The sequence below is a fragment of the Sphingomonas faeni genome (assembly GCF_023195535.1).
In the GTDB taxonomy this organism is placed as follows: domain Bacteria; phylum Pseudomonadota; class Alphaproteobacteria; order Sphingomonadales; family Sphingomonadaceae; genus Sphingomonas; species Sphingomonas faeni_B.
The window spans coordinates 116,968-142,661 of sequence record NZ_JALPNF010000007.1 but is presented as its reverse complement, the minus strand read 5'-3'; the positions used below and the strand labels follow the sequence as shown (position 1 = coordinate 142,661).

Sequence of the window (25,694 nt, the reverse complement as noted above, 5' to 3'; positions counted from 1 at the left end):
AGCGCGACGGGTAGGCCCTCCCCTAACCCCTCCCGCCAGCGGGAGGGGAATAATGTCGGACCTGCAACGCATCCCACTATCCACAGGCGTCGAACTCGACGTCGCGACAACCGGCGACCCGGCCAACCCACCCGTCATCCTCCTCCACGGCTTCCCAGAATCGCACCGCACCTGGCGCGCCATCGCCCCAGACCTCGCCCGCGACCATTACGTAATCGCCCCCGACCAACGCGGCTTCGCACGCTCCTCCAAGCCCGACGGCGTCGACAGCTACACCCCCGACAAGATCGTCGCAGACCTGATCGCGCTCGCCAATCACCTGAAGATCGACCGTTTCACGCTGGTCGGCCACGACTGGGGCGGCGCGGTCGCGTGGATGGCCGCGCTGCGCCACCCCGAGCGCATCGCCAAGCTCGTCATCATCAACGCCCCCCACCCGCTCGTCTTCCAGCGCACCATGTTCGACGACCTCGAGCAGCGCGCCGCCAGCCAGTATATCCGCGCCTTCCGCAACCCCGATCTCGAAAAGCACATCGAGTCGATCGGGCTCGAAACCTTCTTTGACACGAGTTTCTCCAAACACGCCGATCTCGCCGCAATGGCCGAGGACAAGGCCGCCTATCTCGACGAATGGGGCCAGCCCGGCGCGATCACCGCGATGCTCAACTGGTACCGCGCCAGCGCGATCGTCGTCCCCGCCATGGACGAAACCCCGCCCCGCCCCGCGTTTCTCGACGCACCGTTCCCGCCGACCGCGATGCCGGTGCTGGTGATCTGGGGAATGCAGGACAGCGCGCTGCTCCCGAGCCAGCTCGACCTCGCCGCCTATGTCCCCGACCTAACGATCGAAAAAATCGATGCAGGCCATTTCGTGCCTTGGCAGAAACCCGACGCAGTGATCGCCGCAATGCGCCGCTGGGGAATCTAACCGCCCTCTCGATCCTCCCCCGCAAGGGTAGGTGGCGCCGAAGGCGACGGGGGGAGGACACGGAACAGAGGTTATCGCCTCCCCCACCCGTCCCCCGCCCGTCATCCCAGCGAAAGCTGGGATCTCATGGTGACGGGTGCTGCGACCCGAATGGGGAGATCCCAGCTTTCGCTGGGATGACGGATGGGGCGGGCGGGACTGGCAGGGCGTTTACGCGGACGTCGAACCTTCGCCACCTGTCTAAATCCTGACGACCACATTCTGTGATCGTTCAGCGGCGCGGGAGCAAAACCTCATCCATGCCGTTGATTCGGCGCCGAACACAGGAGAGCAGTCATGCGTAAGATGATCCTCGCGGCCGTCGCCGCCGCCACCCTCGTCCCAACCTTCGCCACCGCGCAGAGTTACGGCGAAGTCCGCCGCGACCAGCGCGAAATCCGCGAGAGTCAGCGCGACCTGCAGCGCGCACGCCGCTACGGCGACCGTGGCGACATCCGCGAAGCCCGCCAGGAATTGCGCGAAGACCGCCAGGAGCGCCGCGAGGACTGGCGCGACTATCGCCGTACGCACGGCAACGTCTATCGCCGCCCCGCCTATGTCGGTCCGCGCGGCTATCGTTATCGTCCGGTGACTGTCGGCTATCGTTTCGCGCCGGCCTATTACGGTCGCAACTACTGGATCAACGACTATCAGACGTATCGCCTGTCGCGCCCGGCCTACGGCTATCAGCGCTGGGTCCGCTACGGCCGCGACGTCGTCCTGGTCGACACGCGCAACGGCCGGGTCGCCCAGGTCAACAACGGCTTCTTCTACTGATGAACTGAAATCCTCCCCCGCAAGGGGGAGGTGGCAGGCGCAGCCTGACGGAGGGGGCGGACACGGAACAATCGTTATCCTGTCCGCCCCCTCCGTCTGCCGTTGGCAGCCACCTCCCCCTGGCGGGGGAGGATTTACATCTCATACGCCCCGCGCCGCATGACGTACTCGCGCGTCTCGTACGGCGCGGCGAGACCTTCGACCCAAGCGCCATGCGCATGCGTCAGCGCAACCAGTTCCATTGCCCGATCGCCGGGCCAACCGCGGACACGAACTTCGTGCCGGTGGAGATCGCGGTTAGGCTCCATCATCACCCAGCCTAGCGGCCGCTCGACCGACGCCTGTGCCCCCGCCGCCTCCATCGCGACCCGTATCCGCTCGCGCGATGCCGCCGGCAGATACTGCCACACCACCGAATGCATCAGCACGCGCGTGACGCCCTTGGGCTGCGGCAAGGCCAATTGCGCCTCGACCCAATCAGCCGCATCGCCTTCGACCAAATCGACGCCGCCCTCGCGCACCATCGAGATCGCGCTGGCGAGCCGCGTCTGTCGATCGACCGCATCGACCCAGACATATGCCTCGAGCCGTGCCGCCGCGACCGGATCGGCGACGTCGACCGGCTGGATATCGACGCCGCGCGTCGACTCGATCTCGACCAGAGCGCTCGGCGGCGGAGGCCCCCGCCATTCGGGGCGGATCGTCACCGGCGAGGCGGACGGCCCGACCGTCACGCCGCCGAGATCGAACCGGTAGCGATCGATCAGCAGGTTGAGTCCCGCGCTCGATCCGATCTCCAGCACCTCGAACCGCGGCCCGTACCGCTCGGCAAGGTGCAAGATGCCGGTCATCATCCCCGCGGACCGCGCCGCCTCGTTGGTCTGCGGCGGCCCGTCGAGCCAGGGTGGCAGAGCCGCATCGTACGCGACGAGCGTGGCTTTCAAAATGGCCATGACGCGCACCGGGTCGGTCTCCGCGCCGGAAAACACGGTCGAGAGCGCGGGATCGACGCCGGACCGATGCAACGCATGCAGCCCGCCGACCAGTCGCAGCGCCAGCGCATCCGCGACCGGCTCGCCCGGCCAGTCGAGCACCCGCCGCCCCGTCTCGCTATCCCGATCGAGCGCTTCCGCCAGCGCAGTGCAAACCCGCGCCGTGACTGGCGCATCCATCGCCGCGCAATACTCCGCCTGGATTTCGAACGCCGAGCAACTTGCCTTTACATTTGCCATGCGCAGGTTGTTGCACCCGCCATGCCCCCCCCGTAAAGCCCGGCGCGTGCCAGATTCTCAGCCCCCCTCCCAGATCATCATCGCCGTTCCCAAGGGACGCATCCTCGCCGAGGCCCTGCCGTTGCTCGCGCGCGCCGGGGTGCATCCCGAAGCGTCGTTCTCGGACGAAAATTCGCGTGCGCTGCGATTTGCGACCAACGACCCGGCGATCTCGCTGATCCGGGTGCGCGCGTTCGACGTGGCTACCTTCGTCGCGCACGGCGCCGCGCAGCTCGGCATCGTCGGGTCGGACGTGATCGCGGAATTCGGCTATTCGGAACTGTATGCGCCGGTCGACCTCGGCATCGGCCATTGCCGCCTGTCGGTCGCCGAGCCTGCCGAGATGGCCGCGCAGGACGATCCGCGCGGCTGGAGCCATGTCCGCGTCGCGACCAAATATCCGCACGTGACGGCGGCGCATTTTGCCAGCCGTGGCGTGCAGGCGGAGTGCGTGAAGCTCAACGGCGCGATGGAGTTGGCGCCGACCTTGGGCTTGGCGCCGCGGATCGTCGACCTGGTGTCGTCGGGCCGCACGCTGAAGGAAAATGGCCTGGTCGAGGTCGAAACGATCATGGAAGTCACCAGCCGCCTTGTCGTCAACCGCGCCGCGATGAAGACCCGCAGCCGCGTGGTGCCGCTGGTCGAGGCATTCCGCCGTGCGGTAGAGCAGGAGATCGCAGCATGAGCGCCAACCTTCTGCTCCCCTTCCGCCTGCGGGAGGGGTCGGGGGAGGGCACACCGTCCCCGATCGTAGCGTGCGAGGCTATGTCATTACCTCCCCTGACCCCTCCCGCAAGCGGGAGGGGAATGTGATTCGCCTGAACACCACCGATGCGGACTTTGCGACGCGTTTCACCGCGCTCGTCGAAGACCGTCGCGAGTCCGACGCAGGCGTCACGCAGGATGTTGCCGCGATCATCGCCGCCGTCCGTCGCGACGGCGAGACCGCGCTCCGCGACCTGACGCAGAAGCACGACCGCCACGATCTCGAAACCACCGGCTGGCAGATCGACGCCGTCGACTGCAAGGCCGCGTTCGATGCGCTCGATCCCGACCTGCGCATCGCGCTCGAACTCGCCGCCACCCGCATCCGCGCCTATCACGAGAAACAGCGGCCGCTCGACAGCGACTCGGTCGACTCGGCAGGCGTGAGGCTCGGCGCACGCTGGTTGCCCGTCGACGCCGCCGGCATCTACGTCCCCGGCGGACGTGCCGCCTACCCATCGTCGCTACTGATGAACGCGATCCCCGCCAAGGTCGCGGGCGTCGGGCGGCTGACGATGGTCACGCCGACCCCGGACGGCCAGATCAACCCGCTCGTTCTCGCCGCCGCGCATCTCGCCGGCGTCGACGGAGTGTGGCGCGTCGGCGGTGCACAAGCCGTCGCCGCGCTGGCCTATGGCGCGGGCCGGATCGAGCCGGTCGACGTCATCACCGGCCCCGGCAACGCCTGGGTCGCCGAAGCCAAGCGGCAGGTCTACGGCGTCGTCGGCATCGACATGGTCGCGGGGCCCTCCGAGATCGTCGTCGTCGCGGATGCGCTCAACGACCCCGAATGGACCGCCGCCGACCTGCTCAGCCAGGCCGAGCACGACCCCAGCACGCAGTCGATCCTGTTCACCGACGACGCAGCGTTCGCCGACAAGGTCGTAGCCGCGGTCGATCGCCAGTTGCACGACCTCGCCACCGAAGCCGTCGCGCGCGTCGCGTGGGACAATAACGGTGCGATCATCGTCGTCGAGACGCTGGCGGACGCGATCCCGCTGGTCGACCGCCTTGCCGCCGAGCATCTCCAGCTGGCGATCCCCGACCCGCAGGGATTCTTCGACCGCATCCGCCACGCGGGTTCGGTATTTCTCGGCCGCTACACGCCCGAGGCGATCGGGGATTACGTTGCCGGCCCCAATCACGTCCTCCCCACCGGCCGCCGGGCGCGGTTTGCCAGCGGGCTGTCGGTACTCGACTTCATGAAGCGCACCAGTTTCCTGGCGTTGGACGAAGCGGCGTTGCGCGAACTTGGCCCCGCCACGGTCGCTTTGGCAAACGCCGAAGGCCTCCCCGCGCATGCTAAATCGGTGGCGCTCCGGCTTCGTCTCAACAGTTAGTGTGTTCGCGCAGAGGCGCAAAGAACGCGGAGGTGTTGTGCGCAGCGCAGCCGCTTCGATCCCTCATTGGCGAGTGATGAGAGGGCCGCTCCGCGGCGAGCGATACACCTCCGCGCTCTCTCCGCCTCTGCGCGAACCAATCTTCTTCCCTAAGATGCAAGAAACGCAAAGGGCTGACACACAGCCCCCCCGCGCCTACAGGCAACCGCTTATGACTCGAACCGCCCCCCGCACCAAGGCGCGTGCCGCCGCTCGCCTAGCCGCCGTCCAGGCCACGTACCAGCACGAGATGGAGGGCACCGCGATGCCCGTCCTGCTCAACGAATTCCACCAGCACCGGCTCGGCGCGACGATCGAAGACGTCGAATATGCCGAGGCCGACGTCGATTTCTTCGACGATCTGGTCACCGGTGCGAACGCACGCGCCGGCGAGATCGACGTCCTGATCGAGGGCAAGCTGGCCAAGGGCTGGACGCTCGCGCGGCTCGACAAGCCGATGAAGGCGATCATCCGGGTGGGCACGTACGAGTTGCTGGCGCGCAAGGACGTGCCGGTGGCGGCGGTGATCAGCGAATATGTCGACGTCGCGCATGCGTTCTACGACAAGCGGGAGTCGGGGTTCGTGAACGGGTTGCTCGACGGCATCGCGAAAGAGGTGCGTGCCTAGATCCTCCCCGGCACGGGGAGGGGGACCATGCGCAGCATGGTGGAGGGGGGCTTCCGCAAGCGTACCGGTGGTTGAGCGTTACGGACCTTACTTCGCGGCCGGGATGCGCCCCGCTGGCGCAACGCTCGCGGCACGCCCCCTCCACCCTCCGCTGTGCGGACGGTCCCCCTCCCCGTTCCGGGGAGGATTTGCGTGACCGAGGCCGAGTTCATTGCTGCCTTGCGCGAGCTCCCGCTGCATCTGGCCGCGCGGGGCTTAAACGATGACACGGCGCTGCTCGACGCGGGGCCGCTCGTCGTCACGACCGACACGCTGGTCGAAGGCGTGCATTTCATCCCGACCGACCCAGCGCAGGACGTCGCGTGGAAGCTGGTAGCGACTAACCTCTCAGATCTCGCCGCCAAGGGCGCGAAGCCCGAGGGTATCCTCCTCAATTATCCGCTCGGCGACGACGCATGGGACCGGGCGTTCCTCGAAGGGCTCGCCGACGTCCTGACCAGTTTCGACACGCGCATCATCGGCGGCGACACCGTCACGCTCCCGCCGAACGCACCGCGCATCCTCACCGTCACCGCATTCGGGAGCGACGCTGCCTCCCCTGCCCGCACCGGCGCTCGAGGGGGCGATGCGCTCTATGTCACCGGCACGATCGGCGACGCAGGCGCGGGACTCGCGATCGCGCTAGGCAAGGACGGTCCGCCGGAGTTGCTCGCCGCCTACCGACGCCCGCAACCCCGCCTGGCGGACGGCCGCATCCTCGCGCCGCACGTCCACGCGATGATGGACGTATCCGATGGCCTGCTTATCGACGCCGCCCGCATGGCGCGCGCCAGCGGCCTCGCGGTCACGATCGACCTTTCCCGCATTCCCCTCTCCGACGCCTACCGCGCCTTCACCGGCGACCGGCTGGCCGCGGCGACGGCCGGCGACGATTACCAGCTCCTCTTCGCTGCACCGCAAGATTTCGTCACCGACGCTACCCTCGTCGGTACGTTTTCAGCCGGCTCCGGGCTCACGCTCCACGACTCCGGCAAGCCCGTCCCGCTCCCGCCAAGTCTAGGCTATCAGCACGCCCCGCGCGGATAACTTGCGCAATGCCCCTGCACTGATAGGTTCCTCGCATCGGGACTCGGCAAAGTCGGGACCGGAGAGGACCTGAAAAGAGGGATAGCGCCGTATGACGATCGTCTATTTGGCCATGATCTGCGGCGTGATTGCCGTCCTATATGGTTTCGTCACCAGTCGACAGGTGCTCGCCGCGTCCCCCGGCAACGACAAGATGCAGGACATCGCCACCGCCATTCAGGAGGGCGCGAAGGCCTATCTCGGGCGGCAATACACTACGATCGCTATCGTCGGTGTCATCGTCGCGGCGATCCTTCTCTTCACACTTGGGATGATCTCGACGATCGGCTTCGTCATCGGCGCGGTCCTGTCGGGCGTCGCGGGCTATGTGGGCATGAACATCTCGGTCCGCGCCAACGTCCGCACCGCCGAGGCCGCGCGGACGTCGCTGCAGGCCGGACTGACGATGGCGTTCCGGTCGGGCGCGGTCACCGGCATGCTCGTGGCGGGCTTGGGGCTGCTCGCGATCAGCGCGTTCTTCTGGTACCTCACCGGTCCCGCAGGGCATGCGCCCAACGACCGGATCATCGTCGAGGCACTCACCGCACTCGCATTCGGTGCCTCGCTGATCTCGATCTTCGCGCGACTGGGCGGCGGCATCTTCACCAAGGCGGCGGACGTCGGCGCGGATCTGGTCGGCAAGGTCGAGGCCGGCATCCCCGAGGACGACCCCCGCAACCCCGCCGTCATCGCGGACAATGTCGGCGACAATGTCGGCGATTGCGCGGGCATGGCCGCCGATCTGTTCGAGACGTACGTCGTCACGTTGGGCGTCACGATGATCTCGATCGCGCTGCTGATCCAGGCGAGCGGCGCCGAGCTGATGCGGCTGATGACCCTCCCGCTGCTCGTCGGCGGGGTGTGCATCGTCACCTCGATCATCGGCACGTACATGGTCCGGCTCGGCAAGGGCTCGATCATGGGCGCGCTCTACAAGGGGTTCTTCACCTCGACGCTCCTGTCGATCCCGGCGATCTACCTCGCCACGCAATATGTGCTCGGCGACCTCCACCGCGTGATCGGCGGCGCCGGCTTTCTCGATCCCGCGACCGACGACCTCACCACGCAGGCGGCACCGTCGCTGACGCAGAGCTTCACCGGCATGGACCTGTTCTGGTCGATGATGATCGGCCTCGTCGTCACCGGGCTGATCGTGTGGATCACCGAATATTACACCGGCACCAACCACCGCCCGGTCCAGTCGATCGCCAAGGCGTCCGAGACCGGCCACGGTACCAACGTCATCCAGGGCCTCGCGATCAGCCTCGAATCCACCGCGCTGCCGACGCTGGTGATCGTCGTCGCGGTGATCGTCGCGTACCAGCTGGCCGGGATCATCGGCATCGCCTTTGCCGCGACCGCGATGCTCGCGCAGGCCGGCATGGTCGTCGCGCTCGATGCCTATGGTCCGGTCACCGACAATGCCGGCGGCATCGCCGAGATGGCCGGCCTGCCCGACGACGTTCGCCAGCGCACCGATGCGCTCGATGCGGTCGGCAACACCACCAAGGCGGTGACGAAGGGGTATGCGATCGGCTCGGCGGGGCTTGCCGCGCTGGTTCTGTTCGGCGCGTACACCACCGATCTCGCGACGTATTTCCCCGACGTCACGGTCGATTTCAGCCTGTCCAATCCGTACGTCATCGTCGGGCTGCTCCTGGGTGCGCTGCTCCCGTATCTGTTCGGCGCATTCGGCATGACCGCAGTCGGTCGCGCGGCCGGCGCGGTCGTCGAGGAGGTCCGCGAGCAGTTCCGCAACAATCCCGGCATCATGCTGGGCACCAGCCGCCCGAACTATGCGCGTACGGTCGACCTCGTGACCAAGGCGGCGATCCGCGAGATGATCGTGCCTTCACTGCTGCCAGTGCTGTCGCCGCTCGCCGTGTATTTCATCATCACCGCGGTCGCCGGCCAGGCCGCCGGTTTCGCTGCACTCGGCGCGATGCTGCTTGGCGTGATCGTCTCCGGGTTGTTCGTCGCGATCTCGATGACGAGCGGCGGCGGCGCCTGGGACAATGCGAAGAAATACATCGAGGACGGCCATCACGGCGGCAAGGGATCCGAGGCGCACAAGGCCGCGATCACCGGCGACACCGTCGGCGATCCCTACAAGGACACGGCCGGCCCGGCGGTGAACCCGATGATCAAGATCACCAACATCGTCGCGCTGCTGCTGCTCGCGGCGCTGGCTGGCGGCGGCGTCGGGTAACTGCAGGGAAACGATCCGTCATCCCGATCCCATAAGGCCTCGGGATGACAGTCGCTTCGGCGGCGATGCTCGTGCGAAAGCTCCGGAACGGAGCTGATTTCCTGCCTCAGGATGCATCTAGCTTGGACGAGCGCGCCGCCGCCCTCGCATCGTCCACGGATGCGAAACCGTCCCGAAAACCACCTCTTCTACGGCGACAACCTCGCCGTCCTCCGCAAGGAAATCGCCGACGAGAGCGTCGACCTGATCTATCTCGATCCGCCGTTCAATTCGAACGCCAATTCCGGCATCCTGTTCAAGGACCCGACGGCAAATCCTCGAATGCGCAGATCGAGGCGTTCGAGGACACCTGGCACTGGAACGACACCGCCGAGGACGCCTTCGATCAGGTTGCGCGGAGCGGCAACACCAAGGCGTTCGACCTGCTCAACGCGATGCGCGGGTTTCTCGGCGACAACGACATGATGGCGTATCTAGCGATGATGGCGGTCCGCCTGCTCGAGCTGCACCGCGTTGCTGTGAACGCGCCAGAATGTCGTGATCGCCATCGCCCCGTCATCATGACGAAAGTCAGGATCCAGAGCGACAAGGGGCTGTCCTCAATTATCCTGGGTCCTGACTTTCGTCAGGATGACGGGGCGTGGTACGGATGGCGGAACACTTGCGCACTGCGCCCTTGTTTCCATCGTGCCGGACGACGATATCTACGTCTCGTTCAACGGCCACGGGCATGACGCCTGTGACCGCGCATCGGCCGTGCTTTCCTTTTTCGCGAACCTGCGGTAAGGGCGCTCGTCCCGAAATTCCCCCAATTCAGAGATTATATTTGGCCAAGGAAGAACTGCTCGAGATGCGCGGCCGCGTGGTGGAACTCCTCCCCAACGCGATGTTCCGGGTTCAGCTCGAAAACGACCACGAGATTCTCGGTCACACCGCCGGCAAGATGCGCAAGAACCGCATCCGCGTGCTGGTCGGCGACGAGGTGCTGTGCGAACTCACGCCGTACGATCTGACCAAGGGTCGCATCACCTACCGCTTCAAATAAGCCCGTGGCGTCTAGGCGCCTACCGCTTCTACAACGAGGCACCAATGGTGGTCCCAGCACTGGTCCTAGCCTCTTCCTCGCCCCGCCGCCGCGACCTGCTCGCGCGGCTCGGCGTCGTGCCGTCGCGCGTGGAATCTCCGGATATCGACGAGAGCCCGCGCAAGGCCGAACCGCCGCGCGCCTACGCGCTTCGCCTCGCGGTCGAGAAGGCCAGCGCCGTTGCGCGCGCCGAGGGCGAGATCATCCTCGCCGGCGACACGACGATCGCGCTCGGCAGTCGCATCCTACCGCCCGCCGACACGCTGGACATCCAGCGCGACCTGCTCGGCAAGCTGTCGGGCCGGCGCCACCACTGCCTGTCCGCGGTCTGCGTGATCGACGCGACAGGCAAGGTGCGGACCCGCATCGCCGACACGATCGTCGCGTTCAAGCCCCTCTCCCCCGCCGAGATCGACGATTATCTCGCGTGCGGCGAAGGGCTCGGCAAGGCCGGCGGCTACGCGATCCAGGGCCGCGCGGAGGCGTTCGTCCGCTTCCTTTCGGGCAGCCATTCGGGTGTCGTCGGCCTGCCGCTGTTCGAGACGCGCGCCTTGCTGAAGACCGCGGGCGTCGCGCTTGCCTGAATGGCTCTACGAAGCCGGCATCGGCGAGGCACGTGCCGCGCTGGTGGACAATGACGAGATCGTCGAAGCCGCGATCGAACTCGACGACCATAGTGCGCTGAAGGTTGGGCTTGTCGCCTGCGCGAGGCTCGTGGAGTTATTGCCGGGCCGACGCGGTCGCGTCGTTCTCGATGGCGGCGAGGCTCTGATCAATCATCTCCCCACGGGCATCACGCAAGGCGCGAGCCTGACCGTCGAGATCGCCCGTGAAGCGCTGCCAGAGGCCGGTCGTGCCAAACTCGCCAAGGCGGTCCCGACCGACCTGACCGCCTGCCCCGCCCCGACGCTGTACGATCGCCTCGTGGCGACCGGCCTGCCCGTCCGCAGTCCGCGGGCGCACGAACCCGACGCACTGGAGGCGGCAGGCTGGTCCGAGCTGCTCGACGAGGCTGTGAGTGGCGAGATCGTCTTCCCGCTCGGCGCGCTCCGCCTCTCGCCGACGCCCGCAATGGCTCTGTTCGACGTCGATGGCGCGCCACCACTGGATACGCTCGCGATCGCCGCCGCGCATGCCGTGGCGCGAGCGATTCGCCGACACGGCATCGGTGGCTCGATCGGCATCGATTTCCCGACCATCGCCGGCAAGACGCAACGCAATGCCGTCGCCGCCGCGATCGACGAATCGTTGCCGCAGCCGTTCGAGCGCACCGCGATGAACGGCTTCGGCTTCCTCCAGATCGTCCGCGCCCGCCCGCGCGCGTCGATCCCGGAAATTCTTCGCGCCGATCCGGCAGGCGCCGCGACGCGCGCGGCGCTCCGCACGCTCGAACGCACACCACCGGCCGCCTCGCGGCGCCACACCTTGCCTGCAGCCGTCCACGCCCGCCTCATGGCCCGTCCGGCGTGGCTGGCGGAACTCGCGCGTCGCACAGGCGTCGTCCACGAACTGGAGAGCGCCTGATGCCCACCGCCGTCACCGTGAAATGCCCGATCTGCGACCAGCCCGCGGTCACCGAGTACAAGCCGTTCTGCTCAAGCCGCCACCGCGATCGCGACCTGTTGCAGTGGCTCGGCGAGGGCTATCGCATTCCCGGCCGACCGATATCGCAAACGGGGCTGGACACCGCCGAAGACCCCGACTAAACGCGCCCTTCCGATCGCAAGGTCGGACGCTTCTCCGGTCCCAGACCGGACGTGCCCGGATAGCTCAGTTGGTAGAGCATGCGACTGAAAATCGCAGTGTCGGCGGTTCGACCCCGTCTCCGGGCACCATTTTTCCATTGGCAGTCGAGACGTACAACTTCATCGCCGGGTGAAGCTTGATCGCAAGGCTTGTGGTTCCCGATGCATGCATACCCGCATGGTCCCGGCGACACCCTGATCGCCCTGTGCCGGCGCGATTACGCACCGAAGAAGCTTTCTACCCGCGCACATCATGTTGACCCGAGCGTCGAGAGCCCGTGACCCAGGTGGACACTTTGCCATGCCGCATGCGCGTGATGATGGGTCGCTAGGCGTAAAATCAGCGCTGTAAGGTGTCACCTCGGCTGCGGCGGCCAGTTTCTAAGTGATTGCATTTACTATAGAAAACTGGAGCGGGCGAAGGGATTCGAACCCTCGACCCCAACCTTGGCAAGGTTGTGCTCTACCCCTGAGCTACGCCCGCTCTGGCGCCTATGTCTCCGGTCTGAAGCGACACGGTGACTGGGTGAGGCGCGCTGTTAGCCCGGGGTTTAGGGAACGGCAAGCACCTTTTCCACTTTCGCGCGAAAATCATCCAGAATGTTGTGCGCCGCACAAAGCGGTCAACCCTGCGAGATTCCGCTTGGCGACTCACCCATTGGAACATTACAAGAACATCTGTGAACGAGTCGTCAGCCCTGATTGCCCGCCTGAAGCGGATCGCCACGACGGGAATGCCGACCCAGGGTGATGGGCGCGCCGACGATGCGTGGCTGACGCAGGGGATGGCCAAGGCGCAGTTGCACGAGGTTTTCGCGACCGTCGACGATGCGGCGAGCGGCGCAGGGTTCGCGGTGGCGTCGGTTCTGGCGGCCCGTGCGGCGCCGGTGATGTGGTTGCGGACCGAGGCGAGCGAGCGGCAGGGCGGGCGGCTGCATGCAACCGGGCTGGTCGAGATGGGGCTCGACGTGACGTCGCTGGTGCTGGCGGTGGTCGAGGACGAGGCGGACTTGTTGCGCGCCGCCGCCGATGCCGCGCGGTGTCACGGGCTTGGCACGTTGCTGATCGAGTCTTGGGGACGCGCGCCAAAGATCGACCTGACCGCGACGCGGCGACTGATGCTGGCGGCCGAAGCCTCGGGCGTGACCATCCTCAGCCTGCGGATCGGTGCAGAGACCGTGCCGAGTGCGGCGGCGTCGCGCTGGCAGGTGGCGGCGTGTCGTTCCCGGCCCTTGGAGGCCGATGCACCTGGCAAACCTGCCTTCGACATCGAATTGCTGCGTCGACGCGGAGGCCAGGCCGGGCTTCGCTGGCGTGTGGAGTGGGACCGTGACGCGTACATCTTCGACCAAACCGCCTTCGCCTCTGGTGATCCCGCGGCGCTACCTGGCGCTGGTATTCCCGTGGCTGCCGATCGAGCGGCTGCGGACGATGCGGCCGCATCTGTTCGTCGGACGGGCTGAAACACCGGTCGCGTTCGTCGAGACCATGTCGGGCGGGGTGCGGCTGAAGGCGCTCGACCGCGAGGCGGTGCGGGCGGGGCTCCAGCCGGGGCTGACGCTCGCCGATGCGCGGGCGCGGGTGCCGGAACTGGAGGTGTACGAGCATGACGCGCATGCCGACCATGAATGGCTCGAGCGGCTGGCGGACGGATGCCAGCGGTACACGCCGTCGGTCGCGCTCGACGAGCCCGATGGCTTGATCCTCGACATCGCCGGGTGCGTGCACGAGTTCGAGGGCGAGCGGCGACTGGCCGCCGATCTGGAGGAGCGGCTGGCGCGACGCGGGCTGCTGGTGCGCCACGCGTTCGGCGACACGCCCGATACCGCACGCGCGCTCGCACGCTATGCCGGCGCGCCTGCACCCGATGAAAAGCGTGCGGTGAAGCGGTTGCCGGTTGCCGCACTGGGCCTCGACGAGGATGCGACGACCGCCTTGTCGCGTGCCGGGCTGAAGACGGTCGGCGATGTGATGGCGCGGCCTTTGGCGACGATCGCGGCGCGGTTCGGCGAGGAAGCGGCGATGATGATCCGCCGGCTCGACGGGTCGGTAAAGGGGCCGATCATCGCGCGCCGCACGGTGGCCAGGATCGGTGTCGAGCGTCGCTTCGCCGAGCCGATCGCGCGGACCGAATACGCGCTGGAGGTACTGGCCGAACTCGCCACCGAGGCTGTCGCTCAGCTTGCCGATCGTCACGAAGGCGGGCGGCGGTGGGAGGCGCGGCTGTTTCGTGCGGACGGGCTGGTCCAGCGTCTGCGGATCGAGACGGGCCAGCCGACGCGCGACGTGGCGTTATTAATGCGATTGTTCCGCGAACGGATCGACAGCCTAGCCGACCCGCTCGACCCGGGATTCGGCTATGATCTGGTGAGGCTCGATGTCGCATTAGCTGAAAAGCTCGACGCGTCGCAGTTGAAGCTGGAGGGCGGCGAGGCGCAGAAGGGGGAGGTCGCACAGCTTGTCGACCAGCTCGGCACGCGGCTGGGCCGGGCGCGCGTGCGCCGGTTTTCGGCGCGCGACAGTCATATTCCCGAACAGGCCGAGCTGATGCTGCCCGCCGCCGAGGCCCCTGCCCCGACGCCGTGGAGCGCGCCCGAGACGGGGGAGCCTCCGCTCCGGCCGATCTATCTGTTCGATCCGCCACAACCGATCGAGTCGATGATGGCCGAGGTCCCCGACGGCCCGCCGCACCGCTTCCGCTGGCGTCGCACGGTGCACGACGTGGCGCATAGCGAGGGCCCGGAGCGGATCGCTGGCGAGTGGTGGCGGCGCCAGGACATCCCGACGCGCGATTACTACCGCATCGAAGACCGCCGCGGCCGCCGCTTCTGGATCTTCCGCCACGGCCTGTATTCCGAGATGGAGGCACCGCGCTGGTACCTCCACGGCGTCTTCGCATGACCACGCCAGCGTCATGACCGGGTTCGCCGAACTCGTGGCGGCGACCAATTTCTCGTTCCTGGACGGCGCGAGCGATGCCGGCGCAATGGTCGGGCGCGCGGTGCAACTGGGACTGAGCGGGATCGGGATCGCCGATCGCAACACCGTCGCGGGCGTGGTCCGCGCGCACCAGGCGCTGAAGAAGGCACGCGACGGGCTGCTCGGCATGGCGATGCCGCCGATCGATTTCCGCCTGGTTGTTGGTGCACGGCTGGTGTTCGAGGACGGGACGCCGGATATCGTCGCTTACCCTTCGACCCGACGCGGCTGGGGGCGGCTGACCCGGTTGCTGACGGTCGGTAACTGCCGTGCCGAGAAAGGTGGCTGCATCCTCGGCTTGGGCGACCTGATCGCGCATCATGCCGACATGATGCTGGTGGTGATGCCCGAAAGCAGCGCGCGCGGTGCCACGCCAGTGTCACCGCTGCCGGAAGGCTACGCGCTTCCGCAACGGCGCGAGCGCGACTTGCCGACGATCCTCAAGACGGTGAAGCGACTGGGCGCGGATGCGGTCTGGCTCGGCGTAACGATGCCGCGTGGTGGTCGCGATCGGCGGCGGCTCGCGCGGCTTGGTCGGATTGCCGATGCGGCGGGCGTGCCCGTGCTTGCGACCACCAACGCGCTGTATGCCTATCCCGATGATCGCGACCTGCACGACGTCGTCACCTGCATCCGCGAGCGCACGACGATCCACAAGGCCGGGCGGCTGCTCGCGGCGAATGGCGAGCGGCACTTGAAGCCCGAGGTCGAGATTGCCCGGCTGTTCCGCGATCGCCCCGATGCGGTGGCGCAGAGCGCGCGGTTGTTATCGCGAATAACCTTCACGCTCGACGACCTGAAATACGAATATCCGCACGAGCCGGTACCGGAAGGTTGGACTGCGCAGGACTGGCTCGAACACCTCGTCCTTGAGGCGGCACGGGCGAAATATCCGGACGGCATCCCTGCAAAAATGCACACGCTGCTCGACGAGGAATTTCCGCTGATCCGCGAACGGAACTACGCCTATTACTTCCTCACCGTGCACGACATCGTCCGGTTCGCGCGCGCGCAGGATCCGCCGATCCTGTGCCAAGGTCGTGGTTCCGCGGCCAATTCCGTCGTTTGTTACCTGCTCGGCGTCACCTCGGTCGATCCGATGAAATACGACCTGTTGTTCTCGCGGTTCGTATCGAGCGAGCGCGACGAGCCGCCGGATATCGATGTCGATTTCGAGCATGAGCGGCGCGAGGAGGTGATGCAGTATATCTATCGCCGCTATGGCCGCAACCGCGCCGCGATCGCCGCGACCGTCATCCATTATCGCCCCAAGAGCACGGTGCGAGAGGTCGGCAAGGCGCTGGGCCTGACCGAGGACGTGACGCAGCGGCTGACGAGCACGGTGTGGGGCAGTTTCTCGAACCGGTTCCAGGAACAGCGTTTCGCCGAGACGGGCTTCGACGTCGACAATCCGGATATCGCGCGTCTGCGCGAGATGGTCGACCGGCTGCTCGAATTTCCGCGCCATCTGTCGCAGCATGTCGGTGGGTTCGTGCTCACCCAGGGGAGGCTCGACGAGATGGTGCCGATCCATAACGGCGCGATGGAGGAGCGCACCTTCATCGAATGGGACAAGGACGATATCGACGCGCTCGGGCTGATGAAGGTCGATATCCTCGCGCTCGGAATGCTGACGTGCATCCGCAAGGCGTTCGACCTGATGCGCGCACACGGCCACGGCGATCACAAGCTCGATACGATCGCGGTCGCCGAGGACGATCGGGTCTACGACATGCTCTGCAAGGGCGACAGCATCGGCGTGTTCCAGGTCGAGAGCCGCGCGCAGATCAACATGCTGCCGCGGTTGCGCCCGCGCGTGCTGTACGATCTGGTCGTGCAGGTCGCGATCGTCCGACCAGGCCCGATCGAGGGCGACATGGTGCATCCATATCTGCGACGGCGGAGCGGCAAGGAGGTGGTCGAGTTTCCCTCGCCCGATCCGAAATTCGGGCCGCCCGACGAATTGCAGCAACTGCTCCGCTTCACCTACGGCGTGCCGCTGTTCCAGGAGCAGGCGATGAAGCTGGCGATCGTCGCGGCGGGGTTCACGCCGAACGAGGCGAACCAGTTGCGGAAATCGATGGCGACGTTCCGCAAGGTCGGCGGCATGGACAATTTCCAGGCCAAGCTGGTCGGCGGCATGGTCGCGCGCGGCTATCAGGCGGACTTTGCCGAGCGCTGTTTCAAGCAGATCGAGGGGTTTGGGTCGTATGGTTTCCCGGAGAGCCATGCGCTGTCGTTCGCGCGGCTGGTGTATGTGTCGTCGTGGATCAAATGCTTTCATCCGGCGGTGTTCTGCTGCGCATTGCTCAATTCGCAGCCGATGGGATTTTACGCGCCGGCGCAACTGGTGCGCGATGCTGTCGAGCACGGCGTGACCGTGCTGCCGGTCGATGTGAATGCGAGCACGTGGGATAGCTCGCTCGAGGCCTTGGGCGCGGATCTGCGGCTCGGGTTTCGGCAGGTGGACGGGTTTCGCAAGGACTGGGCGGAGGCGATCGTCGCGGCGCGGGCGGGCGGGCCGTTTGCCGGGATCGAGGACCTGGCGCGGCGGGCGACCCTGCCGCAGCGGGCGATGAACCTGCTCGCCGATGCGGACGCGTTTCGATCGGTCGCGAAGGAGCGCCGCGAAGCGTTGTGGGATGTGCGTCGGACGCCGCCCAAGCAACTCGCACTGTTCGCGGCTGCCGAGGTTCCCGAGCTCGGCCAGGAGCCCGACGCGCATCTGCCGGCGATGCCGCTGTCCGAGCAGGTGGCGGCGGATTACCAGACGACGCGACTGTCGTTGAAGGGGCATCCGATGGCGTTCCTGCGCGAACGCTTCGCCGCCGAGGGAATCCTGTCGAGCGCGCAGGCCAATGCGACCAAGGACGGGCGGCGCGCGAAGGTGGCGGGGGTCGTGCTGGTCCGCCAGCGGCCGGGCAAGGGCAATGCGATCTTCGTGACGATCGAGGACGAGACCGGGGTCACCAACGGGCTGATGTGGGCACGCGATTTCGAGGCGAACCGCCGCGCGGTGATGGCGTCGCGACTGATGGTGCTGGAGGGCGTGATCCAGCGCAGCGAGGAAGGCGTGACGCACCTGATGACGTCGCGGGTGCAGGACCGCACCGAGATGCTGCGGCTGTTGTCGGAGGATCATGCGCTGGAGCCGCCGCTCGCGCGGGTCGACGAGGTGATCCGCCCGGTGCTGACGCGGAGCCCGGATGCCCGGGCGCATCATCCGCGGGCGACGCATCCTCGGGATGTGCGCGTGCTGCCCAAGTCGCGCGACTTTCATTAATTCCAATCCCGTCTCGGATCCCGATCCCGTCTCGAAGCCCAGGCCCGTTACCCCAGCGAAAGCTGGGGTAACTCACGTGGAACGCGACCAGCGCCTCACGGGGATACCCCAGCTTTCGCTGGGGCGACGGGCTTGGGGGCGACGGGCTTGGGGGCGACGGGCTTGGGGGCGACGGGCTTGGGGGCGACGGGCTTGGGGGCGACGGGCTTGGGGGTGACGGGCTTGGGATGACGGGTTTGGGATGACGGACCAATGACCACCGGTCGCTTCAACGCCGCCGCCGCCACGTGGAATTGCGAGCGCGATGCTCTAGAGGTACGCTGCAGAGGTGGCATTCGCCGCAAGCGCCCCCCAGATAGCGCGCAAGAATTACACGGGAGTTGAACTTGGCCACGCTTGGAATGTCCCCCGCGGAGAAGGATGCCGTCGAGGCGTTCCGTCGCGATGTCGTCGAACCGTCGATGACGAAGCTCGTGATCATCGATTTCTGGGCGGAATGGTGCGGGCCGTGCAAGGCGTTGACGCCGACGCTGGAAAAGGTCGCCGCCGATTATGCCGACAAGGGCGTCGTGCTGGCCAAGGTCGATACCGACAAGAACCAGTTCATCGCCGCGCAATTCCAGATCAAGTCGATCCCGACCGTCTATGCGATGTTCCAGGGCCAGCTGGTCGCCGACATGACCAGCGCGCGGACCGAATCGCAGCTGCGCGTGATCCTCGACCAGTTGCTCAAGCAGCTGCCGATCGAGGCGGACGCGACGGACGCGGCGCCCGATATCGAGCCGTTGATCGCGGTGGGCGAAGCGGCGCTGGCCGAGGGCGACGGCGAGCGCGCGCTCGGCATTTTCCGCGAGATCGCCGAGATCGCACCCGAGCATCCCGCGGTCCATGCCGGGTTCGTCCGCGCGCTGGTCGCGACCGGGCAGTTCGACGAGGCGAGCGACTGGCTGGCGAACCTCGATCCGGCGATCGCCAAGGATCCGGCGATCACCCGCGCGCAGGCCGCGCTCGCGCTCGCGCAGTCGGCGCCCCCGGTCGCCGACCTGTCGCCGCTGATCGCCGCAGTCGAGGCCAATCCCGATGACCTCGACGCCCGGTTCGCGCTCGCCAACGGCCAGATGGCGGCGAACGACCGCGATGCCGCCGCGGACACGTTCCTCGGCATCATCGCCACCGAGCGCGACTGGAACGAGGGCGCGGCACGCGCGCAGTTGCTGAAATTGTTCGAGGTCGTCGGGCTCGAAGACCCATGGGTCTCTGGACAGCGGCGGCGTCTGTCTGCGATCCTGTTCGGATGACCATCGAGTCCGCCCCCCCGCGCGCTACTACGCGTCTGTCGATCTTCCCGCTGCCGGGGGCGCTGTTGTTCCCGGGCATGCACCTGCCGCTGCACATGTTCGAGCCGCGCTATCGGGCGATGATCAGCGATGCGATGGCGCGCGACCGGCGGATCGGGATGATCCAGCCGCGGGGCGGACCGCATGATGACGCGGACGCGCTGTACGACATCGGTTGCGTCGGCAAGATCGCCGAGGTCGAGGCGCTCGACGACGGGCGCTACAACGTCGTGCTCGAGGGCGTCGCGCTGTTCCGGATCGTCCGCGAGTTGGACGTGACGACCGCGTTCCGTCAGGTCGAGGCGGAGTTGCTGCCGTTGATCGAGGACGATTCGCTGTCGCTGGGGCGACGCTCGTCGCTGGAACTGGAATCGCGTCGGTTCGCGGACATGCAGGGCTATGCGGTCGATTGGGATGCGGTCGGGCGGCTCGACGACGAGAGCCTCGTCAACGGCATCGCGCAGATCGCGCCGTTCGATGCGGCCGCGAAGCAGGCGTTGCTCGAGGCACCGGATATCGAACAGCGCGCCGAACTGATCATCCAGCTGATGCAGTTCTTCGGCCGGCATGACGGCGACGAATCGGTGACGTTGCAGTGAGCACGCTCGATCCGTGGCTACTCGAACGCTTGGTTTGCCCCGCGACTCGTACGCCGCTGCGCTATGACGAGGCAGCGCAGGAACTCGTCTCGGACGCGGCGGGCCTGGCCTATCCGATCAAGGACGGCGTCCCGGTTATGCTGGTGGAGGAAGCACGGCAGCTCGATGGGCGCGTATCAGACTGATGCCATCGACCGACCGCCGCCTCTGGGGTCTCGGCGCGGTTTGGAGCATCGGGCTGGTCGCGTCGGGCTGGGCGCCGTTCGATCGCGCGACGTGGTGGATGGAGATCGCGCCCGTCCTGATCGCCTTTCCGATACTGATCACGCTGCGACGAAGCTTCTCGTTTACGACCCTCGCACTCGTCCTGATTGCGCTCCACGGCCTCGTCCTGATGATCGGCGGCGCATACACCTATGCCCGCGTACCGATCGGTTTCGCGGTCCAGGACATGCTGCATCTCACGCGCAATCCGTATGATCGGTTCGGCCATTTGATGCAGGGCTTCGTGCCCGCGATCGTGTTGCGGGAAGTTCTGGTGCGGACCGGGGCGATCACCGCGCCGCGACTATTGGCCGTTACCGTGCTGGCCTATTGTCTCAGCGTCAGCGCGCTGTACGAATTGATCGAGTTTGGTGCCGCAGTGTCGCTGGGCCAGGGCGCGGATGCTTTCCTGGGAACGCAAGGCGACGCATGGGATACGCAGTGGGATATGCTGATGTGCCTTGTCGGTGCATCGCTCGCGCTGCTCGTATTGTCCCGCGTTCACGACCGGCAGATCGAACGGCTCAAGGCGTAACGCTGCATGATTTCGCCTAGCGCCGGGTGACCTCGATCGGTTGCCGACGCTCCCAGCCTTCGCGTTCCAGTTCGGGCGTGTCGCTGTCGACCGCCGGATAGCCGATGCAGACATAGCCGATCAGGTGCCAGTTTTCGGGAAGGTCGAGCGCATCGCGGACGCGGGCGGCATCGAGGATCGATACCCAGCCGAGCCCCAGGCCTAAGCAGCGCGCCGCCAGCCATAAGGTGTGGAGCGCCATGACCGCCGAATAGGCTGCGGTTTCGGGCATCGTCTGTCGTCCCAGGCCGTGGCCCTGTTGCGGGTCTGGGTCGACGAAGACCGCGAGATGGCAGGGTGCGTCGTCGAGGCCCGCGAGCTTCAACCGCGCGTACCGGTCGGCGCGCGTCGGCGACTGCGCCGCGAGTGCCTGCGTGTTGCAGGCGGCGAAGGTTGCGCGGACCGCGGCGCGACGGTCGGGATCGTCGACCGTGACGAAGCGCCATGGCTGGCTGAGGCCTACCGACGGCGCGAGGTTGGCCAGATCGAGCAGGCTGGACAGTAGCGTGGGGTCGATCGGATCTCGCCGGAAATGCCGGACGTCGCGGCGCCAGCGGATCAGCGCGGCAAGTTGGTGCTCGAAGGTTTCGAATGCGGGCATGGGGTCTGTGTGGTGTTCAGAGGCCGACATGGTGGTCATCACGCTTTCACTAACACGGCTCGGCGTTGCGTTCTCGCTCGTCTCGATCGAGATTTTGCCGACCTTCCGGCACCTCAGACTTGTTCGGTGGTCCACGCTCCGAGTGCTCACCTCCGGCGGAGGCCGGGGTCCAAGTGGACAGGCCGGTGTAATGAAGGACTGTCCGTCGTTACCACCGTTCCCCACCTAGACCCCGGCCTCCGCCGGGGAGGCGCTTGTCGATGCGGGGTATGCTGACCTGTTTCGGGCTGACCGGCAATTCAGCAATTGGGTGGATCAGCAATCTTGGACGTCGAACAGACCTAGACCGTCATCCCCTGAAGCAGCTTTGGTAAATCACCCGATTCGCCCCGCGCCTCGGCCATGAAGCGGTCCTTGAGCGGCGGGATCGCGTTGACCGCGCTGATGCCGAACCGGCGAACGGCGCTGGCGGTCTTGCCGGGGAGGCCGAACAGGCGGGTGAGCGTGTCGGTGGCGGCAGCGGTCATGAACGTGTCGAGCCCGCGCCAGCGCTGGTAACGCGCGAGTAGCGCGGCGTCGCCGAGGTCGAGGCCGAGGCGCTTGCCCTCGACCAGCACTTCGACGAGCGTCGCGACATCGCGGAAGCCGAGGTTGAGGCCCTGCCCGGCGATCGGGTGGATGCCGTGGCCGGCGTCGCCGACCAGCGCAAGCCGCGTGTCGGTGATGCGTGCGGCGTGGTGGAAACCGAGCGGATAGGACGAGCGCGGCGTGGCCATCGAGAGCTTGCCGAGGAAGCCGCCCATGCTCTTTTCCGCTTCGGCGAGGAACGCGCGGTCGCCGAGCTTGAGCATGCCGGGGGCGTTCTTCGCGTCGACCGTCCAGACGATCGCCGAGCGGTGGCCGTCGGCGTCGTCGGGGAGCGGGAGCAGCGCGAACGGGCCGCTCGCATAGAAGATCTCGTACGCCACGTCCTCGTGCGGGCGTTCGTGGTGGAATGCGGCGATGATCGCGGTGTGCTCGTAGGACCAGCGCGCGATCGTGATGCCGGCAGCCTCGCGGGTCGGCGAGTTGCGGCCCTCCGCGGCGATCAGCAGCGGTGCACGGACAATATCGCCGGACTCGAGCGTGACGGTGACGCCCGATTCGGCGCGGTCGACCGAGGTCGCGCGCGTCTTCATGCGGAGGTCGACATGCGGCGCGGCGGTCGCGGCGTCGAACAGCGTGCGACGGAGCAGCTTGTTCTCGTACATCGTGCCGAGCGCGCCATCGTCGGCGTCGGGGACGAAATCGAGCTTGCCCGGCTCCAGCCCGTCGCTGACGCGGATCTGGCGGATCGCACAGCCCTGCCCCGCCAGCGTCGCGCCGATGCCGATCGCGTCGAGCATGCGGTGGCTCGCGCTCGCGACGGCCGAGGCGCGGCCGTCGAAGCCCGGCGCCAGCGTCACCGCGGGGTCGGCTGGGTCGATCACGATCGTCGAAATGCCGTGCACGTCGAGCGCCACGGCGAGCGTCGCGCCGACCAGCCCGCCACCGAGGATGATTACATCTGTGTCCATAAGGCCGCTTTATCCCGCCAGCCGGTCGCTGCCAACGCCGATCCGGGCGCAGCTTAACCCGTGTTGTCGCGTGGTTACCTTGACGTTGCGCCTGTCGAGGACGATGCATTTCCGCATTATACTGCAACTGGAGATTACGGGTCATGGCCAGCCGCGCGCAGCCAGCCTTGTGGCGTGAGACGGTGAAGGCGGGTGCGGTGCGCAGCGGCGCGCTGATCGCGGCGATCGCGTTGTTCGTCGGCACGCTGCTGATGGCGCTGGCGCTGGCGAGCTATCACCCGAGCGACGCGGCGTTGAACACCGCATCGGGCGGGTATCCGGACAATCTGGTCGGGCCGCCGGGCGCCTGGTTCGCCGATATCGCGCTGACCCTGTTCGGGCCGGCGGTCGCGTTGCTGCTGCCGATCGGTCCGATCCTGGGGATGCGGCTGTGGCGCGATCTGCCGCTGGGACGCTGGGGGCGGATGTTGCGCGGGGCCGCGATCGGCGTCGCGCTGATGGCGAGCGCGCTGGCGTTCGTGTCGGGCACGTCGGTGCTGGCGCTGCCCGCCGGTTGGGGTGGGGTGATCGGCCTGTCCGTCGCGAGCGCGGTGCATTGGGGGCTGAGCTTCATCGGCCAGCCGGTCGCCGAGCTGTGGTCCGGCCGCGCGGTCGGGCTGATCGCGGCGATCGCGGGCGCGATCGTGTGGGGCAAGAGCATCGAGATCGATCTCGGCGAGCGCAAATGGCGCTTCCCCCGCCGCAATCGCACCGAGGCGCTCGGCTATGACGGCTTTGCGGAGATCGACGAGGACGACGAACCGTTGACGCTGACGCGCAAGCCGGTCGAACCGCGCGCGATCGCCGAGCCGGACCCGCGCCCTGCCCCCGTCATCGCCGACCGCCAGAGCGCGCCAAGTCAGGCTAAACCCAAGGAGCGCCAGTCGTCGCTCGACCTGCGCGACAATTTCACGCTGCCGAGCCTCGACCTGCTGACGCCGTCGCCGCCGAGCCAGGGCAACGTGATCGACAAAGCGGGGCTGGAACGCAACGCGCGGTTGCTCGAGAACGTGCTCGACGATTTCAAGGTGACCGGGTCGATCATCGAGGTGCGGCCGGGTCCGGTCGTGACGATGTACGAGCTGGAGCCTGCCCCCGGCGTCAAGGCCAGCCGGGTGATCGCGCTGGCCGACGATATCGCGCGCAACATGTCCGCGATTTCCGCGCGTGTGGCGGTGATCCCGGGGCGCAACGTGATCGGTATCGAGCTGCCGAATGCGCGGCGCGAGGCGGTCAGTCTGCACGAACTCGTCGGCAGCCAGACGTTCGAGGACCAGTCGGCGCAGTTGCCGATCATCCTCGGCAAGAACATTGCGGGCGATTCGGTGATCGCCGATCTCGCGCCGATGCCGCATCTGCTGGTCGCGGGTACCACCGGCTCGGGCAAGTCGGTCGGGCTGAACAGCATGATCCTGTCGCTGCTGTACAAGCTGACGCCGAACCAGTGCCGGATGATCATGATCGATCCGAAGATGCTCGAACTGAGCATGTACGACGACATTCCGCATCTGTTGTCGCCGGTCGTGACCGACCCTGCAAAGGCCGTGCGCGCGCTGAAATGGGCGGTCGAGACGATGGAGGATCGCTATCGCCAGATGTCCTCCGTAGGTGTGCGCAGCCTTGCCGGCTTCAACGACAAGGTGCGCGGCGCGAAGGCCAAGGGGCAGCCGCTCGGGCGGAAGGTGCAGACCGGCTATCATCCCGATACCGGCGCGCCGATGTACGAGGAGGAGAAGCTCGAATACGACGTGCTGCCGCAGATCGTCGTGATCGTCGACGAGCTCGCCGACCTGATGATGACCGCGGGCAAGGAGGTCGAATTCCTCATCCAGCGGCTCGCGCAGAAGGCGCGCGCGGCGGGCATCCACCTGATCATGGCGACGCAGCGGCCGTCGGTCGACGTCATCACCGGCGTCATCAAGGCGAACCTGCCGACGCGGATCAGCTTCCACGTCACGTCGAAGATCGATTCGCGGACCATTCTCGGCGAGCAGGGCGCCGAGCAGCTGCTGGGCAAGGGCGACATGCTCTACATGCCCGGCGGCAAGGGCATCGTCCGTGTGCACGGGCCGTTCGTGACCGACGACGAAGTGCGGCTGGTGGCGGATCACTGGCGCTCGCAGGGGCTGCCGGATTACATCTCGTCGGTGACCGAGGAGCCGGAGGAGAGCTTCGCCTTGGAGGGTTCGCCGACCGGAGAGGATTCGGCCGAGGATCAGCAATATCGCCAGGCGATCCAGCTGGTCTGCGAGTCGCAGAAGGCGTCGACCTCGTGGCTCCAGCGGCAGTTGCGGATCGGGTATAATTCGGCCGCGCGGTTGATCGAGCGGATGGAGAAGGACGGCATCGTCGGTCGCCCGGATCATGTCGGCCGCCGCGAAGTGCTGCGCGATACCGAAGGGCATGCGATCTAGCGTCGATCTAACGATCCTCCCCCGCCAGAGGGAGGTGGCACCGCAGGTGACGGAGGGGGAGGACACGGAACGATGGTGATCCCTTTCCGCGCCCTCCG

23 protein-coding genes and 2 tRNA genes are annotated in these 25,694 nt (G+C 66.9%); 21 read left to right on the top strand and 4 right to left on the bottom strand.

The features are described 5' to 3' along the window. Positions 1 to 52 precede the first annotated feature (52 nt). Both SPHN_RS14030 and SPHN_RS14025 read left to right on the top strand, forming a co-directional pair. Positions 53 to 928 (top strand): alpha/beta fold hydrolase, encoded by an 876-nt coding sequence (locus tag SPHN_RS14030; protein WP_248524324.1) that lies wholly within the window; start codon positions 53 to 55, stop codon positions 926 to 928. A 336-nt stretch (positions 929 to 1,264) separates the two neighbouring features. Then, positions 1,265 to 1,744, top strand: a complete 480-nt coding sequence (locus SPHN_RS14025) for an RcnB family protein (RefSeq protein ID WP_248524322.1) — start codon at positions 1,265 to 1,267, stop codon at positions 1,742 to 1,744. A gap of 134 nt (positions 1,745 to 1,878) precedes the next feature. Here SPHN_RS14025 and SPHN_RS14020 read toward each other — a convergent pair whose 3' ends face one another. Then, on the bottom strand, positions 1,879 to 2,976 hold the full coding sequence (locus tag SPHN_RS14020; RefSeq protein WP_248524320.1) for a DUF2332 domain-containing protein: 1,098 nt from the start codon (positions 2,974 to 2,976) through the stop codon (positions 1,879 to 1,881). 46 nt (positions 2,977 to 3,022) lie between these two features. On the opposite strand from SPHN_RS14020, the gene hisG reads away from it, so the two are divergent. From hisG to SPHN_RS13965, 11 genes are all read left to right on the top strand, one after another. Next, positions 3,023 to 3,700: an ATP phosphoribosyltransferase gene (gene hisG / locus SPHN_RS14015; RefSeq protein ID WP_248524318.1), complete on the top strand. Its 678-nt coding sequence runs from the start codon at positions 3,023 to 3,025 to the stop codon at positions 3,698 to 3,700. A gap of 124 nt (positions 3,701 to 3,824) precedes the next feature. Next, positions 3,825 to 5,120, top strand: a complete 1,296-nt coding sequence (gene hisD, locus SPHN_RS14010) for a histidinol dehydrogenase (RefSeq protein ID WP_248524316.1) — start codon at positions 3,825 to 3,827, stop codon at positions 5,118 to 5,120. Positions 5,121 to 5,331: 211 nt separating this feature from the next. Further along, the gene (gene nusB, locus SPHN_RS14005) at positions 5,332 to 5,787 is read left to right on the top strand and encodes a transcription antitermination factor NusB (RefSeq protein WP_056488135.1); all 456 of its coding nucleotides are present in this window, start codon (positions 5,332 to 5,334) and stop codon (positions 5,785 to 5,787) included. 192 nt (positions 5,788 to 5,979) lie between these two features. Then, positions 5,980 to 6,873, top strand: coding sequence for a thiamine-phosphate kinase (gene thiL, locus SPHN_RS14000; protein WP_248524314.1), 894 nt, complete (start codon positions 5,980 to 5,982; stop codon positions 6,871 to 6,873). 91 nt (positions 6,874 to 6,964) lie between these two features. Further along, positions 6,965 to 9,121 (top strand): sodium-translocating pyrophosphatase, encoded by a 2,157-nt coding sequence (locus SPHN_RS13995; protein ID WP_248524312.1) that lies wholly within the window; start codon positions 6,965 to 6,967, stop codon positions 9,119 to 9,121. A gap of 122 nt (positions 9,122 to 9,243) precedes the next feature. Further along, on the top strand, positions 9,244 to 9,855 hold the full coding sequence (locus SPHN_RS13990) for a hypothetical protein (RefSeq protein WP_248524310.1): 612 nt from the start codon (positions 9,244 to 9,246) through the stop codon (positions 9,853 to 9,855). Positions 9,856 to 9,947: 92 nt separating this feature from the next. Next, positions 9,948 to 10,166 carry a translation initiation factor IF-1 gene (gene infA, locus SPHN_RS13985; protein ID WP_031441079.1) on the top strand — a complete coding sequence of 73 codons (219 nt, stop codon included), beginning with the start codon at positions 9,948 to 9,950 and terminating at the stop codon, positions 10,164 to 10,166. Positions 10,167 to 10,210: 44 nt separating this feature from the next. After that, positions 10,211 to 10,789, top strand: a complete 579-nt coding sequence (locus SPHN_RS13980; RefSeq protein ID WP_248524308.1) for a Maf family protein — start codon at positions 10,211 to 10,213, stop codon at positions 10,787 to 10,789. Next, a complete protein-coding gene (locus SPHN_RS13975) occupies positions 10,782 to 11,729 on the top strand; it encodes a ribonuclease (RefSeq protein WP_248524306.1) in 948 nt (315 codons plus the stop codon). The genes SPHN_RS13980 and SPHN_RS13975 overlap by 8 nt, the downstream gene beginning before the upstream one ends. Next, positions 11,729 to 11,911, top strand: coding sequence for a DNA gyrase inhibitor YacG (locus tag SPHN_RS13970; protein WP_248524304.1), 183 nt, complete (start codon positions 11,729 to 11,731; stop codon positions 11,909 to 11,911). The genes SPHN_RS13975 and SPHN_RS13970 overlap by 1 nt, the downstream gene beginning before the upstream one ends. Positions 11,912 to 11,964: 53 nt before the next feature. Further along, positions 11,965 to 12,040: transfer RNA gene (locus tag SPHN_RS13965), tRNA-Phe, on the top strand. Positions 12,041 to 12,359: 319 nt separating this feature from the next. Here the strand turns inward: SPHN_RS13965 and SPHN_RS13960 are convergent. Next, positions 12,360 to 12,434: transfer RNA gene (locus SPHN_RS13960), tRNA-Gly, on the bottom strand. A gap of 196 nt (positions 12,435 to 12,630) precedes the next feature. On the opposite strand from SPHN_RS13960, the gene SPHN_RS13955 reads away from it, so the two are divergent. From SPHN_RS13955 to SPHN_RS13925, 7 genes are all read left to right on the top strand, one after another. Next, a complete protein-coding gene (locus SPHN_RS13955) occupies positions 12,631 to 13,413 on the top strand; it encodes an ImuA family protein (RefSeq protein WP_248524302.1) in 783 nt (260 codons plus the stop codon). Further along, positions 13,382 to 14,851, top strand: coding sequence for a Y-family DNA polymerase (locus SPHN_RS13950; RefSeq protein ID WP_248524387.1), 1,470 nt, complete (start codon positions 13,382 to 13,384; stop codon positions 14,849 to 14,851). The genes SPHN_RS13955 and SPHN_RS13950 overlap by 32 nt, the downstream gene beginning before the upstream one ends. 13 nt (positions 14,852 to 14,864) lie before the next feature. Beyond that, on the top strand, positions 14,865 to 18,212 hold the full coding sequence (locus tag SPHN_RS13945; RefSeq protein WP_248524299.1) for an error-prone DNA polymerase: 3,348 nt from the start codon (positions 14,865 to 14,867) through the stop codon (positions 18,210 to 18,212). 401 nt (positions 18,213 to 18,613) lie between these two features. Next, entirely contained in the window at positions 18,614 to 19,510 is an 897-nt protein-coding gene (locus SPHN_RS13940; RefSeq protein WP_248524386.1) for a tetratricopeptide repeat protein, read from the top strand. Beyond that, a complete protein-coding gene (locus SPHN_RS13935) occupies positions 19,507 to 20,148 on the top strand; it encodes an LON peptidase substrate-binding domain-containing protein (protein ID WP_248524296.1) in 642 nt (213 codons plus the stop codon). Before SPHN_RS13940 ends, SPHN_RS13935 begins: the two co-directional genes overlap by 4 nt. Then, entirely contained in the window at positions 20,145 to 20,333 is a 189-nt protein-coding gene (locus SPHN_RS13930) for a Trm112 family protein (protein WP_248524293.1), read from the top strand. The genes SPHN_RS13935 and SPHN_RS13930 overlap by 4 nt, the downstream gene beginning before the upstream one ends. Further along, positions 20,333 to 20,947, top strand: a complete 615-nt coding sequence (locus SPHN_RS13925; protein ID WP_248524291.1) for a DUF2238 domain-containing protein — start codon at positions 20,333 to 20,335, stop codon at positions 20,945 to 20,947. Before SPHN_RS13930 ends, SPHN_RS13925 begins: the two co-directional genes overlap by 1 nt. Positions 20,948 to 20,963: 16 nt before the next feature. Here SPHN_RS13925 and bluB read toward each other — a convergent pair whose 3' ends face one another. Continuing rightward, positions 20,964 to 21,587: a 5,6-dimethylbenzimidazole synthase gene (bluB, locus tag SPHN_RS13920; protein WP_248524289.1), complete on the bottom strand. Its 624-nt coding sequence runs from the start codon at positions 21,585 to 21,587 to the stop codon at positions 20,964 to 20,966. A 341-nt stretch (positions 21,588 to 21,928) separates the two neighbouring features. Then, positions 21,929 to 23,143: a UbiH/UbiF/VisC/COQ6 family ubiquinone biosynthesis hydroxylase gene (locus tag SPHN_RS13915; RefSeq protein WP_248524287.1), complete on the bottom strand. Its 1,215-nt coding sequence runs from the start codon at positions 23,141 to 23,143 to the stop codon at positions 21,929 to 21,931. Positions 23,144 to 23,286: 143 nt separating this feature from the next. On the opposite strand from SPHN_RS13915, the gene SPHN_RS13910 reads away from it, so the two are divergent. Then, the gene (locus SPHN_RS13910) at positions 23,287 to 25,596 is read left to right on the top strand and encodes a DNA translocase FtsK (RefSeq protein WP_248524285.1); all 2,310 of its coding nucleotides are present in this window, start codon (positions 23,287 to 23,289) and stop codon (positions 25,594 to 25,596) included. The last annotated feature ends 98 nt before the right edge of the window (positions 25,597 to 25,694 follow it).